General features: G+C 63.7%; 19 protein-coding genes. 12 read left to right on the top strand and 7 right to left on the bottom strand.

What is annotated here, in order from left to right; translation table 11 throughout:
• Positions 1–3 precede the first annotated feature (3 nt).
• Positions 4–150 (bottom strand): hypothetical protein, encoded by a 147-nt coding sequence (locus AC1RT2_RS14230; protein ID WP_160857823.1) that lies wholly within the window; start codon positions 148–150, stop codon positions 4–6.
• A gap of 30 nt (positions 151–180) precedes the next feature.
• Here AC1RT2_RS14230 and AC1RT2_RS14225 point away from each other — a divergent pair, with 30 nt between their 5' ends.
• Complete coding sequence (locus tag AC1RT2_RS14225) at positions 181–987, top strand: undecaprenyl-diphosphate phosphatase (RefSeq protein WP_493102756.1); 807 nt, start codon at positions 181–183, stop codon at positions 985–987.
• 150 nt (positions 988–1,137) lie between these two features.
• Positions 1,138–1,356: a hypothetical protein gene (locus AC1RT2_RS14220; RefSeq protein WP_171902419.1), complete on the top strand. Its 219-nt coding sequence runs from the start codon at positions 1,138–1,140 to the stop codon at positions 1,354–1,356.
• A 126-nt stretch (positions 1,357–1,482) separates the two neighbouring features.
• On the opposite strand, the gene AC1RT2_RS14215 is transcribed toward AC1RT2_RS14220, so the two are convergent.
• From AC1RT2_RS14215 to dnaN, 6 genes are all read right to left on the bottom strand, one after another.
• Complete coding sequence (locus tag AC1RT2_RS14215) at positions 1,483–2,463, bottom strand: complex I NDUFA9 subunit family protein (RefSeq protein ID WP_493102754.1); 981 nt, start codon at positions 2,461–2,463, stop codon at positions 1,483–1,485.
• A 120-nt stretch (positions 2,464–2,583) separates the two neighbouring features.
• Positions 2,584–2,871: a DUF1330 domain-containing protein gene (locus AC1RT2_RS14210; RefSeq protein WP_493102752.1), complete on the bottom strand. Its 288-nt coding sequence runs from the start codon at positions 2,869–2,871 to the stop codon at positions 2,584–2,586.
• Positions 2,872–3,050: 179 nt separating this feature from the next.
• On the bottom strand, positions 3,051–3,749 hold the full coding sequence (pyrF, locus tag AC1RT2_RS14205; protein ID WP_493102750.1) for an orotidine-5'-phosphate decarboxylase: 699 nt from the start codon (positions 3,747–3,749) through the stop codon (positions 3,051–3,053).
• Positions 3,750–3,751: 2 nt separating this feature from the next.
• Complete coding sequence (locus tag AC1RT2_RS14200; RefSeq protein WP_493102746.1) at positions 3,752–4,333, bottom strand: histidine phosphatase family protein; 582 nt, start codon at positions 4,331–4,333, stop codon at positions 3,752–3,754.
• 9 nt (positions 4,334–4,342) lie between these two features.
• Complete coding sequence (gene pmtA, locus AC1RT2_RS14195; protein WP_069060247.1) at positions 4,343–4,945, bottom strand: phospholipid N-methyltransferase PmtA; 603 nt, start codon at positions 4,943–4,945, stop codon at positions 4,343–4,345.
• A gap of 218 nt (positions 4,946–5,163) precedes the next feature.
• Positions 5,164–6,282 carry a DNA polymerase III subunit beta gene (gene dnaN, locus AC1RT2_RS14190; protein WP_069060246.1) on the bottom strand — a complete coding sequence of 373 codons (1,119 nt, stop codon included), beginning with the start codon at positions 6,280–6,282 and terminating at the stop codon, positions 5,164–5,166.
• A gap of 232 nt (positions 6,283–6,514) precedes the next feature.
• Here dnaN and rsmI point away from each other — a divergent pair, with 232 nt between their 5' ends.
• The 10 genes from rsmI (at position 6,515) to AC1RT2_RS14140 (ending at position 16,607) form a co-directional block, all read left to right on the top strand.
• Positions 6,515–7,441, top strand: coding sequence for a 16S rRNA (cytidine(1402)-2'-O)-methyltransferase (rsmI, locus tag AC1RT2_RS14185; RefSeq protein ID WP_493102742.1), 927 nt, complete (start codon positions 6,515–6,517; stop codon positions 7,439–7,441).
• Complete coding sequence (locus tag AC1RT2_RS14180) at positions 7,431–7,799, top strand: YraN family protein (RefSeq protein WP_493102740.1); 369 nt, start codon at positions 7,431–7,433, stop codon at positions 7,797–7,799. The genes rsmI and AC1RT2_RS14180 overlap by 11 nt, the downstream gene beginning before the upstream one ends.
• 103 nt (positions 7,800–7,902) lie before the next feature.
• Entirely contained in the window at positions 7,903–9,201 is a 1,299-nt protein-coding gene (locus AC1RT2_RS14175; RefSeq protein WP_493102738.1) for an extracellular solute-binding protein, read from the top strand.
• 17 nt (positions 9,202–9,218) lie between these two features.
• Entirely contained in the window at positions 9,219–10,151 is a 933-nt protein-coding gene (locus AC1RT2_RS14170) for an ABC transporter permease subunit (protein WP_493102941.1), read from the top strand.
• 13 nt (positions 10,152–10,164) lie between these two features.
• Complete coding sequence (gene ugpE / locus AC1RT2_RS14165; protein WP_069060241.1) at positions 10,165–11,007, top strand: sn-glycerol-3-phosphate ABC transporter permease UgpE; 843 nt, start codon at positions 10,165–10,167, stop codon at positions 11,005–11,007.
• A gap of 11 nt (positions 11,008–11,018) precedes the next feature.
• Positions 11,019–12,128: a sn-glycerol-3-phosphate import ATP-binding protein UgpC gene (locus tag AC1RT2_RS14160; RefSeq protein WP_493102736.1), complete on the top strand. Its 1,110-nt coding sequence runs from the start codon at positions 11,019–11,021 to the stop codon at positions 12,126–12,128.
• On the top strand, positions 12,125–13,117 hold the full coding sequence (locus AC1RT2_RS14155; protein WP_493102734.1) for an endonuclease/exonuclease/phosphatase family protein: 993 nt from the start codon (positions 12,125–12,127) through the stop codon (positions 13,115–13,117). The genes AC1RT2_RS14160 and AC1RT2_RS14155 overlap by 4 nt, the downstream gene beginning before the upstream one ends.
• A 99-nt stretch (positions 13,118–13,216) precedes the next feature.
• Positions 13,217–13,720 (top strand): cupin domain-containing protein, encoded by a 504-nt coding sequence (locus tag AC1RT2_RS14150; protein WP_069060238.1) that lies wholly within the window; start codon positions 13,217–13,219, stop codon positions 13,718–13,720.
• A 107-nt stretch (positions 13,721–13,827) separates the two neighbouring features.
• On the top strand, positions 13,828–14,772 hold the full coding sequence (gshB, locus tag AC1RT2_RS14145; RefSeq protein ID WP_493102732.1) for a glutathione synthase: 945 nt from the start codon (positions 13,828–13,830) through the stop codon (positions 14,770–14,772).
• 302 nt (positions 14,773–15,074) lie between these two features.
• Positions 15,075–16,607 carry a YifB family Mg chelatase-like AAA ATPase gene (locus AC1RT2_RS14140; protein ID WP_493102730.1) on the top strand — a complete coding sequence of 511 codons (1,533 nt, stop codon included), beginning with the start codon at positions 15,075–15,077 and terminating at the stop codon, positions 16,605–16,607.
• The last annotated feature ends 71 nt before the right edge of the window (positions 16,608–16,678 follow it).

Below are 16,678 nucleotides of genomic sequence, written 5' to 3'. Positions count from 1 at the left end.
CTTTTACTCGTCTTGCGGAAGGGGCGATGCCGGGCCTGCCGCTTCATGCGGAACTGATTTGGCGACGGCTGATTTGACGAACCTATAGAAATTTGGTGGTACAAACACAAGCGAATCGGGCTTTTTGCCGTAAGCCTGCTTCACTTTCATGCCTTCCTTTCCCAGTCTCAAGGAACTTTCATGGCAGATCAATCGATTGTCAGTGCCCTCATTCTCGGTCTCATCGAGGGCCTGACCGAATTCATACCAGTGTCCTCCACCGGACACATCCTGCTTGCCGGGCACTTTCTCGGCTTCAAATCGCCGGGCAATACCTTTGCCGTGCTGATCCAGCTCGGCGCCATCCTGGCGATCCTCTCCGTCTATGCGGCAAAGCTGCTGCGCATCGCCTTCGCGCTGCCGTCGAGTCCCGAAGCACGGCGTTTCGTGCTGAGCGTGCTCATCGCCTTCATGCCGGCGGCGGTCATCGGCGCGATCGCGCATGATTTCATCAAGACGGTGCTGTTCGAGACGCCGATGCTCATCTGCATCGTGCTGATCATCGGCGGCGTCATTCTCTACGTGATCGATCAGCTGCCGCTGACGCCGCGTTATACAGATGCGATGACCTATCCGCCCTCACTCGCCTTCAAGATCGGCCTGTGCCAGTGCCTGGCGATGATTCCCGGCACCTCCCGCTCGGGTGCCACCATCGCCGGCGCCCTGCTGATGGGCACCGACAAGCGTTCGGCGGCGGAATTCTCGTTCTTCCTCGCCATGCCGACCATGGTCGGCGCCTTCACGCTCGATCTCTACAAGAACCGCGATGCACTCTCGTCGGACGACCTGCTGGTGATCGGCGTCGGCTTTGCCGCTGCCTTCGTGGCTGGTCTGTTCGTCGTGCGCAAGCTGCTCGACTTCGTGTCGCGCCGCGGCTTCACGCTGTTTGCGATCTGGCGAATCGTTGTGGGAACGCTGGGCCTGATCGGCCTGCTGGTCTTTGGTTGAGAAGCAATTCCAGGAAAAGTGCGTAGCGGTTTTCCGTTCGGAATTGCGTCAAACAAAGAATCAATTCGGCCGGTCTCAGGACCGGCCGGCGCTTACTTGACCGATGCGGTCGTGCACGGGTCGACGCCGTAGGCCGGCGAGCAGCCGTGCTTGCCGGCGGAGACCGTCGAGGGCGCGGCAAAGGATCCGGCCACGATGATCAGAGCCGAAAATCCGAAGAAGATTGCAATTGCCTTGCCCATGGGCGGGAAGCCTCTCAAAGTCCTGAAAATACGCCGCAGAACTGTCATTCAGTACAACGCGACGGGGGCGGTGTTTATTCGCTGGCCCGAAGACAAGCAATATCGCGACATGCTGAATCTCGGGTAAATGCCGCAACGCATTTTTTAACCGCTGCATAAGTGCAACAGAGCGCTCAAAGCGCTTTCAGAAAACAAAGCGGCCGCCGCGGGAAATACCCCTGCGGCGGCCGTTCCGATTCCCGAAAAACGCCTGTCAGGCCGTCTTGTCGATGCGGGTGAACTGGCCCTGCTGGCGGTAGCGCACGAGGTAGCTCGGCAGGATCGCTTCAACGAGGATCGGTTCGATGCCGATGGCTTCGAGCGTGCGGCCTTCGCTGCGGGCAGCATCGGAAACCACATTGTCCGAGCGCAGCAGCGTCACCTGATCGGAGGTGAGCGGCGGCGCGATGAACGGCACCAGCGAGGCGATGGAGCCGATCAGCGAAGCAATGCCGAAGGGCAGGGACACAAGCGGCTTCTTGCGGTCGACCACGCGCAGCATCAGCTCGAGACACTGGCGGAAGGTCAGCACTTCCGGGCCGCCGAGTTCGTAGATGCGGCCGCGTTCGATGGTGCCATCCACAGAACGGGCAACCGCTTCCGCGACGTCGGCGACATAGACCGGCTGGAACTTGGTGTGGCCGCCGCCGATCAGCGGCAAAGCCGGCGCATAGCGGGCCATGGTGGCGAACTTGTTGAAGAAGCCGTCCTCCGGACCGAAGACGACGGAGGGGCGCAGGATGACGGCGTCCGGCACCGTGCGCAGCACGGCCGCCTCGCCGCGGCCCTTGGTGCGGGCGTAGGAGGACTGCGACTTTTCGTCGGCGCCGATCGCGGAAATGTGCGTGAGCTTGGCACCGACTGCACGGGCAGCCTCGGCGACTGCACGAGCGCCAAAATCCTGAACGGCATCAAAGCTGTTGCGGCCGCTCTCGAAGAGCACGCCGACACAGTTGATGACATGGTCGGAGCCTTCGACGGCGCGGTCGACCGACTGGCGGTAGCGCAGGTTCGCCTGGACAAAAGAGATCTGGCCGACGCCGCCGATCGGCTGGAGGAAACCGGCGAGATCCGGGCGGCGCACGGCAACGCGGATGCGATAGCCGCGGCGCGCCAGCGCGCGCACCACATGACGCCCGACGAAGCCCGAGCCACCGAAGACGGTGACGAGCGGCGGAAGGTTGGACAAGGTCATGTGGCTGCTCCTGGAGAGTAGGAAAGGTAGGTAGGGCCTACATAGCCCAAAGTGCTGACAAGGTGAAGCGCGGCGAAGCGTCTCTCCGGCCGGGTTTTATGAAGGTTTTGAGCCCGGCGATCAGAGGCCTTCGACGACCACCATTTCCGCATCCGCCACTTCCTGGCGGATGGCGGCGGCGATCTGGTATTCCGGCGAGTTGTAACAGTCGACGGCGGCCTGCAAGGAGGGGAATTCGATGATCACGTTGCGGGCGCGCACGCGGCCTTCCAGCTGTGCATAGGCACCGCCGCGGGCGACGAAGTTCGCGCCGAACTTCTCGAAGGCCGGCTTGGCGGCGGCGACATAGTCCTTGTAGCGCTCGGGGTCGCGCACGTCGACCTGTGCAATCCAGTAGCCCTTCGGCATGTCTCTCTCCGTCTTTTGTTGTCAAAGCGCCGTCGAGATTTCCCCCTCATCCGCCTGCCGGCACCTTCTCCCCGTTGGGGAGAAGGGGACATCGCAGACGTCTCGTTTCCCTTCTCCCCAGCGGGGAGAAGGTGGCCGAAGGCCGGATGAGGGGGTATCCCCTGTAACGGGCTGTTATTTCACGCCGTCAGCGCGCCGTCCATCTCGGCGAGGATGGCCTTGGTCGCGGCAAGCGGATCGGCGGCGTTCACGATGGGGCGGGCGACGACGAGATGGCTGGAGCCGGCCTTCAAGGCGTCGGACGGTGTCATCACGCGCTTCTGGTCGCCGAGTTCCGCGCCGGCAGGGCGGATGCCGGGGGTGACGATCGCCATGTCCGCACCGACGATCTTCCGGACGGCCTTGGCTTCTTCGGCGGAGCAGACGACGCCGCCCATGCCGGCGATGCGCGCCTGTTCGGCGCGGCGCAGCACGAGCGTATGCGGGTCATATTCGTAGCCGGCGTCGATGACGTCCTTGGCATCCATGGAGGTGAGAACCGTCACGCCGAGCAGGCAGAGGTCGGAGCCCTTGGCAGCGGACACGGCGGCGGCCATGGCCTTGGGGTAAGCGTGCAGCGTCAGCATGGACATGCCCATCTTGACGATGTTTTCCACGCCCTTCGCCACCGTGTTGTCGATGTCGAGCAGCTTCATGTCGAGGAAGACTTTCTTGCCGTCCTTGGCAAGGTCGCGGGCGAACTCCAGGCCGCCGGCGAAGACCAGCTGGTAGCCGATCTTGTAGAAGAGGGCGGTACTGCCGAGCGTCCGGACCACCTTTTCCGCCTCCGCGATGGTTGGAACATCGAGGCCAACGATCAGGCGGTCGCGCGCGGACATGGTCAAAACCCTTTCCAAAACTCCATTGGCGTCCAGTCGCATGTGACAGCGCGGTCTGCAAGCCGGAAAGCGAAAAGATTGCCGCCGCCCGCCGGCTGGTCGCCATCCCTGTGGACCGGTTTGCCCTTGAGGTGGCATTTCAGCAATGTGCCGACGCCGCCATGGCCGACAAAGGCGATGGGGATTTTGGGATCGTGGTCGGCCAATGCCCGCTCGACCGCCGAGACGATGCGCGCCTGCGCATCCACGGCCCGCTCCCAGCCGCGAAAACTCTGTTCCGGATGGGCGAAAAACCAGTCGGCCGCCTCCTCGAAGGCGTCTGGCCGCAGGAAGCCGGTGGCGGAGCGGTCGTTCTCGCCCATGGCATGGTCGGTTTCGATGGCGAGACGGCCGGCGGCCAGGATGTCCGCCGTCTCGATCGCCTTGCGCTCGGTGCTCGCCACGAAGCGGCCGATCTGGCGGGACCAGTCGGATGAAGCGGCAAGCAGGGCGCGCTCGCGCCCGCGCTCTGACAGGCCCCAGTCGGGCACGGGAACGGCCGGGTCGATCAGCACCTGCGGATGGGTGATGTAGAGCGCGAACATGGCCGTGCCTCAGTGGGTGCGGCGGTAGGTCCAGAGCTGCGCCGGCGGAATATTACGCACGACGAAGTCGAGATGCGTGATCTGGTAGCGATCCGGCATGGCGACGACGGGGGAGAGCGGGCCGTAGGAGATTTGCACGACCGGGCGGCCGACGGGAATGCGCGACAGCAGGTCCTCGATCAGCGACACGCGCCTGTGCATCGGGAAATTGAGGAGTGGCACGGCGGAAACAACGCTGTCGAACGTCGCATCGCGCATCGCGCCAAGCGTCTTGTCGAGGTCGAAGGCATCGCCATTGATGAAGTTCACGCCATCGAAGCGCTCGACGAGGTGGTTATAAAAGTCCGTCGAGAATTCGATCGAGGTCAGTTTTTCCGGGGCAAGGCCGGTCGCGAGGATCGCCTTGGTGATGACGCCGGTGCCCGGGCCGAGTTCCAGCACCGGAAGGCCGGAGTTGGGGTTGACGACGCTCGCCATGCGGCGCGCGGTGATCGAGGACGTGGGAATGATCGAGCCGACGGCCCGCGTGTTGCTCATCCAGCCCTTGAAGAAGCGGATTTCGTCGTCGAACTTTTTGCCCAGCCGTTCCTTGACCTTCACACGCAACGTCATGCCATTCCCCTTCATGGTGCATTCGCTAGGTCGGCAGCGGGGTTCATTCCCGTCCAGTTCGTCCGGCCATGGGCAAATATGTGACGCGGTTTGCGTCAAAAGCAAGTCTGATTGCGCCGTCGCCCCAAGTTTCCTCGGGCGGCGGCGCTTACGCAAAAAAGAACCCGCCGGATGGCCGGCGGGTTCCACAACGGTTTCCCGATGTCGAGACCGCAGGCCTAGACGCGCATCGGCATGAGCACGTAGAGGGCGTCGTCGCCGGCGAGATCGCGCACCAGCGTCGGCGAACCCGGATCGGCCAGCATGAAGACGGCTTCCGTGCCGGAGAGCTGTGAGGTGATGTCGAGCAGGTATTTGGCGTTAAAGCCGATTTCCAGCGGATCGCTGTCGTAGCCGACGGCCAGTTCTTCCGTGGCGCTGCCCGAATCCGGGTTGTTGACGGTCAGCGTCAGCTGGCCTTCGCCCAGCGCCAGCTTCACGGCACGGCCGCGTTCGGAGGAAATGGTGGAAACGCGGTCGACGGCCTGTGCGAAGGACTGGCAATCGATCTTCAGTTCCTTGTCGTTGCCGGTCGGGATCACGCGCTGGTAATCCGGGAAGGTACCGTCGATCAGCTTGGAGGTCAGAACGATCGAGCCGATGGTGAAACGGATCTTGGCGTCCGACACTTCGACGGTGACGACGAGGTCCGGATTGTCGACCAGCTTCTGGAGCTCGCCGACCGTCTTCCGCGGAATGATGATGCCCGGCATGCCCTCGGAGCCCGACGGGGCCTCGACATCGGCGCGCGCGAGGCGGTGGCCATCGGTGGCGACGGCGCGCAGCTTCAGCTGGCCATTGCTCTCGATCGTGTGGATGAAGATGCCGTTGAGGTAATAGCGGGTCTCTTCCGTCGAGATCGCGAACTGCGTGCGATCGATCAACATTTTCAGATCCGTCGCCTTGAGGCGGAACGTGTGCGAAAAACTGCCGGCGGTGAGGTCCGGGAAGTCGGACTGCGGCAGGCATTGCAGCGAGAATTTCGAGCGGCCGGACGTCACCGTCATCGCCGAGCCGTCGGCATTGGTGGCGAGCGCCACCTCCGAGCCGTCGGAAAGCTTGCGGACGATGTCGTAGAGGAGATGCGCTGGAACGGTGGTCGCGCCGGCCTGTTCGACCTGTGCGGGCGTCGCTTCCGTGATCTCGAGGTCGAGGTCGGTCGCCTTCATGTCGAGGCTTGCGCCATCCGAGCGCAGCAGCACGTTCGAGAGGATCGGGATCGTGTTGCGCCGTTCGACCACGCGATGAACGTGGTTCAGCGACTTCAGAAGATTGGACCGCTCGAGAGTAATGCGCATGAACTGTACCGCTTTCGACCGCTAGTGCGCCGGAGACCGGCGCGGCATTGCCTTGGAATTCCGGTTGTGCCGGAAGGATGTGGACGGGCAAAATGGCAGAAACTGGTCGAACATTGCAAGTGCTAACGGCGCTGGACGCGCGATACTCACTGGTCGCACCTTGCGAGGGCATGCCTGCTCGCCCATAAGGAGAGAAAAGTGCGGCCCTTCAACGGCCGGAAAGGTGACGGATATGCGGGACGAGGCTGTGGCGAGCGGAGCTGGCGAAAACGCGAAAAGCTTTCGCCTGCACAATGCCGTGATCCCGGCCCGCCCGATGGAGCCGGCGCTCTACCTGGTCGCCACCCCCATCGGCAATCTCTCCGACATCACGCTGCGCGCGCTGGAAACGCTGGCCGGCGCCGATGTGCTTGCCTGCGAGGATACCCGCGTCACCCGCGTGCTGCTCGACCGCTACGGCATCGTCAACCGGCCCTATGCCTATCATGAGCACAATGCTGACGAGGCCGGTCCCCGCCTCATCGCGGCGCTCGAAGCGGGGAAATCCGTGGCGCTCGTGTCGGATGCCGGCACGCCGCTCGTCTCCGACCCCGGTTATCGCCTTGCGCTGCTCGCCATCGCGGCCGGCCACCGCGTGGTGCCGATCCCCGGCGCCTCCGCGCCGCTTGCCGCCCTCGTCGGTTCCGGCTTGCCGAACGACGCCTTCTTTTTTGCAGGGTTCCTGCCGACCAAGGACAAGGCGAAGCGCGACCGCCTCGCAGAACTTGCGAGTGTTCCGGCAACGCTGCTGTTCTTTGAATCGCCTCACCGCATTGCGGCAACGGTTGCCGCCGCAGCGGACGTGCTGGGCGAGGGGCGCGTCGCCTGTGTCTGCCGCGAACTGACCAAGACATTCGAGGAATTCCGCCGCGGCCCGCTCGGTGATCTCGCCGTCTTTTATGGTGACGGTCACACGGTGAAGGGCGAGATCGTCTTCGTCATCGCCCCGCCGGGCGAGGCGGCAGCCCCCGAGGCGGCGGATGTCGACCGGCTGCTTTCGGCGCTCGTCAAAGACATGTCGGCGGGCAAGGCCGCGACGGAGGCGGCACGCCAGACCGGCCTGCCGCGCCGCGACCTCTACCAGCGCCTCATCGACCTGAAGGGCGGCGATGCGGGATAGGGCGGCGGATCCGAACCGGCTCAAGGCCTTCCGCCGCGGACACGTTTCCGAATACATCGCTGCACTGTATCTGATGACCAAGGGCTACCGCATCCGCGCCATCCGCTATCGCACCAAGCTTGGCGAGATCGACATCATCGCCCGGCGCGGTGATCTCATCGTCTGCGTGGAAGTGAAAGCCCGCCGCGATGTCGACAGCGCCGTCTTCGCCGTCACAGGAACGACCCAGAACCGCATTCGCGCGGCCAGCGAACTCTGGCTTTCGCGCCAGCCGGACGGTCATCGCCTGTCGTTACGGTATGATATTGTCGCGGTGCGGCCCTGGCGGCTTCCAAAACACCTTGTGGATGCGTTTTGATCAAAAGGAAAATGTAACGAAACTGACATGAAAGCGTAACGCGCCCGTCATGGTCGCCCCTTAGTGCACCCCTCACACCAAATCCGGTGAAGAGGAGCAACCCATGTTCAAGCCGCTTTCCCTCGCAGGTTTCGCACTCGCCATCTCCGCCACGACGTCGATGGCCGCCACCAACATCACCTGGTGGCACGGCATGGCCGGCCGCAACGGCGAAGTGATCAACGAAGTCGCGCAGAAGTTCAACGCCGCCCAGTCGACCTGCGCCATCACGCCGGTTTCCAAGGGCACCTACGAGGAAGCGTTGGCTTCGGGCATCGCGGCTTTCCGTTCGGGCGAGCAGCCGAACATCCTGCAGGTGTTCGACGCCGGTGCGGCGACGATCATCAACGCGCCGGGCGCCGTCATCCCCGCTGAAGACCTGATCACCCAGGCCGGCTACACCTTCGACCGCGAAGCCTTCATCGAAGGCGTGCGCTACTTCTACGCCGCCCCGGATGGCAAGTTCGTCGGCATGCCGTTCAACTCCTCGGCGCCGATCATGTACGTCAACACCGAAGCCCTCGAAAAAGCCGGTGTCGAAGCCCCGAAGACCTGGGAAGAGTTCGAGGCTGTCGCGCCGAAGCTCAAGGAAGCCGGCTACCTGCCGCTCGTCCAGTCGCAGCTGACCTGGCAGTTCACCGAAAACTTCTTCTCGCGCCACAACATCCAGTTCGCGACGAACAACAACGGTTACGACTCGGTCGTCGACACCAAGATCAACATGACGGACCCGAACCTCGTCATGATGTTCACCAAGCTCAAGGCCTGGGCTGACGAAGGCTACTTCGGCTATTACGGCGCCGGCTGGAACGACAACCAGAAGCTCTTCGAAGAAGGCAAGGCCGCCTTCTGGATCGGCTCCTCGGGTTCGTTCGGCGGCCTCCAGAAGACCGCACAGAAGCCGTTCTCGGCAACCTTCCTGCCCTACTGGAACAGCATCGAGGGTGCCGGCACCAACACCTTCATCGGCGGCGCTGCTCTCTTCGCCATGTCCGGCAAGCCGGAAGCTGAAAACAAGTGCACGGCCGACTTCTTCCAGTTCCTGACCTCGCCGGAAATCCAGAAGTTCTACCACCAGGCAACCGGCTACGTCGCCGTCACCAAGGCTGCCTATGAACTCGCCAAGTCCGAAGGCTACTACAAGGAGAAGCCGGCAGCCGAAGTCGGCATCCAGCAGCTCATGCTGAAGTCGGGCGACTGGTCGAAGGGTTACCGCCTCGGCTTCTACCCGCAGATCCGCGAAATCATGGAACGCGAATACGGCCGCATCTTCGCCGGTGAAACGACTGTCGAAGAAGCCCTGAAGACGATCGAGACCGAAGCGAACGAACTGCTCGCCCGCTTCGCCAAGACCGCCGGCTGATACTGCCATCCGCTGAAATTCGTGCCGGGGGCGTCCTGCTCCCGGCACGCCGCTATGAAGGTGGCTCCATGAAGCGCGTGCAATTCTCCTCGCCCTATCTGCCCTATCTCTTTATCGCGCCGCAGATGGCGATCATCTTCGTGTTCTTCTACTGGCCCTCCGTGCAGGCGATCCAGTCGTCCTTCTATCTCGAAGACCCGTTCGGTTTCGGCTCCACCTTCGTGGGCCTTTCCAACTATGCCGATGCGCTGGGCTCCGTGCAGTACCAGGCAATCGCCCGCTTCACCGTCGTCTTCACGGTGCTGGTGACCTTCCTGTCGCTGGGCATCGGCATGCTGCTCGCCGTCAAGGCCGACGCGGTGTTGAAGGGAAGTTCGACCTACAAGACGCTGCTGATCTGGGTCTACGCCATCGCCCCGCCGGTCGCCGGCCTGATGGGCATGATGTTCTTCGACCAGCATATCGGCCCGCTGGTGAAGCTCGCCGGCTTCTTCGGCTGGGACATGAAGGTCGGCCTCAACTACAACGACACCGCGATCGCCATGATCATCGTGTCGGTCTGGAAGCAGATCCCCTACAATTTCATTTTCATTCTCTCAGGGCTCCAGAGCATCCCCGTCTCCGTGCGCGAAGCCGCCGCCATCGACTGCCGCTCCGGCGTCCGCCGCTTCTGGACGATGACGCTGCCGCTGCTTGCCCCCACCGCCTTCTTCCTGCTCATCATCAACATGACCTATTCGCTGTTCGACACGTTCGGCGTCATCGACGTGATGGTGAAGGACAAGGCGGCCAACAACCCGATCACGCTCGTCTACAAGGTCTATATGGACGGCTTCCGCGGCAACGACCTCGGTGGCTCCTCGGCCCAGTCCGTCATCCTGATGATCGTCGTCTTCGTGCTCACCATCTTCCAGTTCCGCTTCATCGAGCGGCGCGTCCATTACAATTGAGAGGGCGCCCGCCATGAACCGCATCCGTTTCTTCGATCACTTCGTCCTCATGCTCGGCGTCTTCATCATGGTGGCGCCGGTCGTGGTCGCCTTCATGACCTCGACCCACGACGCGGTCGACATCCACCGCAACGGCGTCTTCCTCTCCTGGGGCGACCATTTCACCGAGACCTACAACACCGTGTTGACGCGCAAGGGTGGCTTCACCGGCGAAATCACTGGCACCCGCATGATCCTCAATTCGCTGATCCTTGGCATCGGTTTTGCCGCGGGCAAGATCGTGCTGTCGATGCTGGCGGCCTATGCGATCGTCTATTTCCGCTTCAAGTTCGGCACGCTGTTCTTCTGGATGATTTTTACGACGCTGCTCCTGCCGCTCGAAGTGCGCATCGTGCCGTCTTACGAGGTGATGACCAAGCTTGGGCTGACCAACACCTATACCGGTCTCATCGTCCCGCTGCTCGCATCCGCCACCGGCACCTTCTTCTTCCGCCAGTTCTTCAAGTCGGTACCCGAGGAACTGCTGGAGGCTGCGCGCATCGATGGCGCCGGGCCGATCAAGTTCTTCTTCGACATTCTGGTGCCGCTCTCGCGCACCATGATCGCGGCGATCTTCATCATCATGTTCGTCTATGGCTGGAACCAGTATCTCTGGCCGACGCTGATGACCACAGATGAGCGCTTCTTCACGCTGGTGCGCGGCATCAAGCAGATCCTGCTCGTCTGGGTCGGCTCCAACATCCCCGATTACAACGAGGCCTTTGCGCTGGCGATCCTCGCCATGCTGCCGCCCGTGATGATCGTGCTGATCTTCCAGCGCTGGTTCATCAAGGGCCTCACCGAAAGCGACAAGTAAGGAACCTCCCCATGGCATCGATCGGCATCAAGGACGTATCGAAGATCTACAATGGCGGGGTGACCGCGGTCAGCGCCGTCAACATCGACATCGCCGACGGCGAGTTCATCGTGCTCGTCGGCCCGTCGGGCTGCGGAAAGTCGACGCTGCTGCGCATGATCGCCGGGCTGGAGACGATCAGCGAGGGCAGCGTGACGATCGGCGACCGCGTGGTCAACGCCGTTGATCCGGCCGACCGCGATATCGCCATGGTCTTCCAGAACTACGCGCTCTACCCGCACATGTCGGTTTACGAAAACCTTGCCTATGGCCTGAAGAACCGTCGCACGCCGAAGGCGGAGATCGATGCACGCGTGGCGGAGGCCGCCCGCATGCTGGAACTCCAGCCCTATCTGGAACGCAAGCCCCGCGCGCTGTCCGGCGGCCAGCGGCAGCGTGTCGCCATGGGCCGTGCCATCGTGCGCAAGCCGTCGGCCTTCCTGTTCGATGAGCCGCTGTCCAATCTCGATGCGAAGCTACGCGTCTCCATGCGCGGCGAGATCAAGCGCCTGCAACGCCGCGTCGGCACCACGTCGATCTATGTCACGCACGACCAGCTGGAAGCGATGACGCTCGCCGACCGGCTCGTCGTCCTGTCAGGCGGCAAGATCGAGCAGATCGGCCGCCCGCTGGAGGTCTATCACCGCCCGGCCACCACCTTTGTCGCAAGCTTCATCGGCTCGCCGGCCATGAACCTCGTCAGCGGTGAAGTGCATGGCACGAAGCTGGCGCTTGGCCCGGCGCTCATCGACCTCGGTTCGACGGTGCCGGCACAGGGCGCCGTCACCGTGGGTCTGCGCGCAGAGGACCTGCGCCTGCATCAGGGCCTGGATGGCAGCATGCCGTTCCGCATCGACTATGTCGAGGAACTGGGTGCCCAGCGCCTCGTGCACGGGCTCGTCGGCGACCAGCCGATGGTCGCGGCGCTCTCGGCGGAAATCTCGCTTCCGGAAACCGCCTCGCTGTCGATTTCGCCCTCCCGGCTGCATTTCTTCGACACGGCCAGCGGTCGCCGCATCGATTGGGTGGGCGAAAGAACGGTTACGACAAGCGCTTCCACGGTGGAGTTCGTGATATCATGATCCGCACGACCGTCGGCAGGCTGTCCGCGCCCTCCCCGGAGGAGCGCGCCGCCATTGCAGGTCTCGAAAAGTCCATCGCCGCGCACGACGCCCATATGGCGGACCTCGCCTGCATGAACGCGGTGGAGGCTGGTGGCCGGGCCGAGCGCGCCGAGCCGCTGCCCTTTCCCTTCACCGTTGCCGCCTGGAACCTGGAGCGCTGCCTGTTTCCGCTGCAGAGCGCCGAACATCTGGGTGCCACCGGTGCCGAGATCGTGCTGCTCTCCGAGATGGACGACGGCATGGCCCGCACGCGCCAGCGCCACACCACGGCAGAGGTCGCCGACGAGCTCGGCATGGCCTATCTTTACGGTGTCGAATTCATCGAGCTCGGCCTCGGCTCGGAGACGGAACTCGAATTCTGCAAGGACAAATTCAACCGTCGCGGCCTGCATGGCAACGGCCTGATGTCGACCGTGCCATTGCACGAGCCCTTCCTGCTGCGCCTGGAAGGTGAACGCCTTTGGTTCATGGACGCGGTCGACCAGCCGCGCCTGGGCGAACGCATGGCGATCGGCGCCGTCATCAACACGGAATCCGGTCCGCTCGTGCTGGCCTCCACGCATTTCGAAAGCGCGACGATGGCGGCCTATCGCGAGCGCCAGATGGTCGGCCTGATGGATGCGCTGGATGCCGCCTTTCCGGGCCGCCCGCTCATCATCGGTGGTGATCTCAACACCGGCAACCATGCCGGTGGTGATTTCGAGGCTGAAGGCCTTTTCGCCCGCGCTGCCGAGCGTGGCTTCACGCGCCACGGCGGCCCGCTCGACATGATGACGACGCGTCCGAGCCTGATCACCCGCTGGCCCGAGCGGGCGATGAAGCTCGATTGGTTCCTGACCCGCGGCCTTGCCGTCTCGCAGACCCGCATCGTCTCGTCGCTCTGCCCCTCCGGCCGGCCGCTGTCTGACCACGATCTCATCACCTGCCGGATCGACGGTTTCGCCTGAAGCGGCAATGTTACGGATATTTAAAATGCAACCGATTGTTTGAACGGCACCGTTACCGCTATCGACTAATCTCCCGGCACGACTTCCAAGGGGGATGAAATGGTACTGAAACTGATGCTTGCCGCCATGGTCGGTGTCGCCGTGCGCAATCGGCAGGCTGAAATGAACGCGCCGAGGCCTTTGATCGCGTCTTCGCTCGACAAGCTCGAAATGGAGCCGAAGCCGATCGAACCCTCCTGGGTGATCGCAGGCGACCCGCAAGCGCGGCTTTCGCTGCATTCGCGCGCCTATGACGAGCAGGCGACGACGGCGATCTGGGATTGCACGGCCGGCACCTTCCGCTGGTATTTCGGCTGGGACGAGACCGTCATGATCCTCGACGGCGAAGTCCACATCACCGGCGAAGACGGCAGCGAACGCACGCTGAAGGCCGGCGACATTGCCTATTTCCCCGGCAAAAGCTGGGCGACCTGGCACATCGACACCTACGTGCGCAAGATCGCCTTCTGCCGCAAGGAATTCCCGGCCCCGATCAATCTCGCCCTGAAGCTGCGTGATCGCCTGCGCGGCGGCCGGCAGGCCTCCGGCGGACTGGCCGCTTAAAAAACACCCCGAATGATCGACGGGCGTCGTGCTGGGAAAGTGCTGCGCCCGTTGCCATTGTGCCTGCCGCATCCTACATGTGTCGGGCATTCCTGAGGGGACTTTTCATGGCAAAGATCACGAACGTCGCGGTCCAGATGGACCACGTTTCGACCATCAACATCGCCGGCGATTCCACCTTCGCCATGAGCCTCGAGGCACAAAGCCGCGGCTGCAAGCTTTTCCACTACACACCGGACCGTCTCTCGCTGCGCGACGGTACGGTCTATGCCACCGTCGAGCCGATGGAGCTGCGCGACGTCAAGGGCGACCACTATACGCTGGGCACGCCCGAGCGCGTCGATCTCTCCACGATGGACGTGGTGCTGTTGCGCCAGGATCCGCCCTTCGACATGTCCTACATCACGTCCACGCACCTTCTGGAGCGCATCCACCCGAAGACGCTGGTCGTCAACGATCCGGCCTGGGTGCGCAACTCGCCGGAAAAGATTTTTGTCACCGAATTCGCCGACCTGATGCCGGCAACGCTGATCACCCGCGATGCCGGCGAAATCCGCCGCTTCCGGGACGAGATGGGCGACATGATCCTGAAGCCGCTCTACGGCAATGGCGGCGCCGGCGTCTTCCATTCGACCAAGGACGACCGCAACCTCTCGTCGCTGCTCGAAATGTTCGGCCAGATGTTCCGCGAGCCCTTCATCGCGCAGCAATACCTGCCGGACGTGCGCAAGGGCGACAAGCGCATCATCCTCGTCGACGGCGAGCCGGTCGGTGCGATCAACCGTGTGCCGGCCGAGCATGATGCCCGGTCCAACATGCATGCCGGCGGCCGCCCGGAGCCGACGGAACTGACGGCGCGCGAAAAGGAAATCTGCGCCCGCATCGGCCCGTCGCTGCGCGAACGCGGCTTCCTGCTCGTCGGCATCGACGTCATCGGTGACTATATGACCGAGATCAACGTGACGTCGCCCACCGGCATCCGCGAGGTCAAGAAATTCGGCGGCGCCGACATTGCAGCCCTGCTCTGGGATGCCATCGAGAAGAAGCGCTAAGGCCTCTTCCCCGCGGGAGCGTGGCGGGAAATCCGCCGCGTTTTCCGGGTAGAACGGCCTCTCCGGGACGGTCCGTTCGCGAACGTCCCACCTTCGTTCCGCAAAGGCAACCGGCCACAACCGGCACGCGGAAAATCCTCCCGTAAGTTCTACGATTGTTCTTGTTTCATTCCGCATTTCATGCCAGATTTACACCTGCAACCCAGGGGCGGTTGCAGGGATCGTTTTCGGCAAAAACGTGTTGCGGTGCTCTTTGCGCGTCATGACCGGCGCGCGGCACTGTGGGAGGAGCGGGGGCAGTCATGGTCGCACGGGTCAGTACGATTGCGTTTCAGGGCATCGAGGGCGTGCCCGTCGATGTTCAGGTCATGGTGGCGCCCGGCAAGGTGGGCATGCAGATCGTCGGCCTGGCCGACAAGGCGGTCGCCGAAAGCCGCGAGCGGGTACAGGCCGCCCTGCACGCCTCCGGCCTGTCGCTGCCGCCGAAGCGGGTGACTGTCAATCTCGCGCCCGCCGATCTTCCCAAGGAAGGCAGCCACTACGATCTCGCCATTGCGCTCGGCCTGATGATGGCGCTCGGCGCCGTGCCGGGCGATGCGGTGGAAGGCTATGTCGTCATCGGTGAACTCAATCTCGACGGCACGATCGCGCCGGTTGCCGGAGCCTTGCCCGCCGCGATGGGGGCGAATGCGCTCGGCAAGGGGCTGATCTGCCCGGCGGAAAACGGTGCGGAAGCCGCCTGGGCCGGCGGTGGCCTTGATATTCTCGCGCCAAGGAGCCTCATTGCGCTCGCCAACCATTTCAAGGGCACCCAGGTCCTGTCACGCCCCACACCGGCGATCCGCGCGTCGGCGGCGGACCTGCCTGATCTCGCGGATATCCGGGGGCAGGAAAGCGCCAAGCGGGCCTTGGAGGTCGCGGCGGCCGGCAGCCACAATCTCCTGATGGTCGGCCCGCCAGGTTCGGGAAAGTCCATGCTGGCCGCACGGCTTGCCGCCATCCTGCCGCCGCTCACGCCGAGCGAGCTGCTTGAAGTCTCGATGATCCACTCTATTGCCGGCCAACTGTCCGGCGGCCGTCTGTCGGATCGCCGCCCGTTCCGCACGCCGCACCATTCGGCCACCATGGCGGCGCTCGTCGGTGGCGGCGCGCGTGCCCGGCCCGGCGAAGTTTCCCTCGCCCATAATGGCGTGCTCTTCCTTGACGAACTGCCCGAATTTTCGCCCCAGGCGCTCGATGCGCTGCGCCAGCCGCTCGAGACCGGGGAATGCATCATCGCCCGCGCCAACCACCGCGTGAGCTATCCCGCTGCCGTCCAGCTCGTCGCTGCGATGAACCCTTGCCGCTGCGGCATGGCGGGCGAGCCGGGCCGCAGCTGTGTTCGCGGACCGCGCTGCATGAGCGATTATCAGGCCCGCGTCTCCGGCCCGCTGATGGACCGCATCGACATCCGCATCGACGTGCCGGCCGTCTCCGCCTCGGATCTCATCCGCCCGATGGCCGCCGAGCCCAGCGAGACCGTCGCCCGCCGCGTCGCCCATGCCCGGGCCTTGCAGGTCGATCGTTTCGCCCGTCTCGGCATGGCCTCGGTAACGAGCAATGCCCGCGCCTCGACGTCACTCGTCGAAAAGGTTGCGGAGCCCGATCCCGCCGGCCTCCAGCTGCTCCGCGACGCCGCGGAGAAAATGCGGTTTTCCGCCCGCGGCTACCATCGCGTTCTGAAGGTCGCCCGCACGCTTGCCGATCTCGACCAGGCGGCCATCGTCGGGCGCATCCATCTGGCGGAAGCGATTTCCTATCGCATCGCAGGCGAGCGGCTGGTGGCTGCGGCGTGAGCCTGCGATGCGGTGACGTTGGGGGCAACGGAAAGCGCCCGGGTGGTCGTTGCGCGGGTGGCTGCCCAGGT

This window comes from Shinella sp. GW821-FHT11G07 (genome assembly GCF_058808115.1).
This window is presented reverse-complemented; position numbering and strand designations above follow the sequence as displayed.

Coding starts and splice junctions, on each gene's coding strand:
- AC1RT2_RS14230 (WP_160857823.1), bottom strand. CDS start 150: ATGAAAGTGAAGCAGGCTTACGGCAAAAAGCCCGATTCGCTTGTGTTT.
- AC1RT2_RS14225 (WP_493102756.1), top strand. CDS start 181: ATGGCAGATCAATCGATTGTCAGTGCCCTCATTCTCGGTCTCATCGAG.
- AC1RT2_RS14215 (WP_493102754.1), bottom strand. CDS start 2,463: ATGACCTTGTCCAACCTTCCGCCGCTCGTCACCGTCTTCGGTGGCTCG.
- AC1RT2_RS14210 (WP_493102752.1), bottom strand. CDS start 2,871: ATGCCGAAGGGCTACTGGATTGCACAGGTCGACGTGCGCGACCCCGAG.
- pyrF (WP_493102750.1), bottom strand. CDS start 3,749: ATGTCCGCGCGCGACCGCCTGATCGTTGGCCTCGATGTTCCAACCATC.
- AC1RT2_RS14200 (WP_493102746.1), bottom strand. CDS start 4,333: ATGTTCGCGCTCTACATCACCCATCCGCAGGTGCTGATCGACCCGGCC.
- pmtA (WP_069060247.1), bottom strand. CDS start 4,945: ATGACGTTGCGTGTGAAGGTCAAGGAACGGCTGGGCAAAAAGTTCGAC.
- dnaN (WP_069060246.1), bottom strand. CDS start 6,282: ATGCGCATTACTCTCGAGCGGTCCAATCTTCTGAAGTCGCTGAACCAC.
- rsmI (WP_493102742.1), top strand. CDS start 6,515: ATGCGGGACGAGGCTGTGGCGAGCGGAGCTGGCGAAAACGCGAAAAGC.
- AC1RT2_RS14180 (WP_493102740.1), top strand. CDS start 7,431: ATGCGGGATAGGGCGGCGGATCCGAACCGGCTCAAGGCCTTCCGCCGC.
- AC1RT2_RS14175 (WP_493102738.1), top strand. CDS start 7,903: ATGTTCAAGCCGCTTTCCCTCGCAGGTTTCGCACTCGCCATCTCCGCC.
- ugpE (WP_069060241.1), top strand. CDS start 10,165: ATGAACCGCATCCGTTTCTTCGATCACTTCGTCCTCATGCTCGGCGTC.
- AC1RT2_RS14160 (WP_493102736.1), top strand. CDS start 11,019: ATGGCATCGATCGGCATCAAGGACGTATCGAAGATCTACAATGGCGGG.
- AC1RT2_RS14155 (WP_493102734.1), top strand. CDS start 12,125: ATGATCCGCACGACCGTCGGCAGGCTGTCCGCGCCCTCCCCGGAGGAG.
- AC1RT2_RS14150 (WP_069060238.1), top strand. CDS start 13,217: ATGGTACTGAAACTGATGCTTGCCGCCATGGTCGGTGTCGCCGTGCGC.
- gshB (WP_493102732.1), top strand. CDS start 13,828: ATGGCAAAGATCACGAACGTCGCGGTCCAGATGGACCACGTTTCGACC.
- AC1RT2_RS14140 (WP_493102730.1), top strand. CDS start 15,075: ATGGTCGCACGGGTCAGTACGATTGCGTTTCAGGGCATCGAGGGCGTG.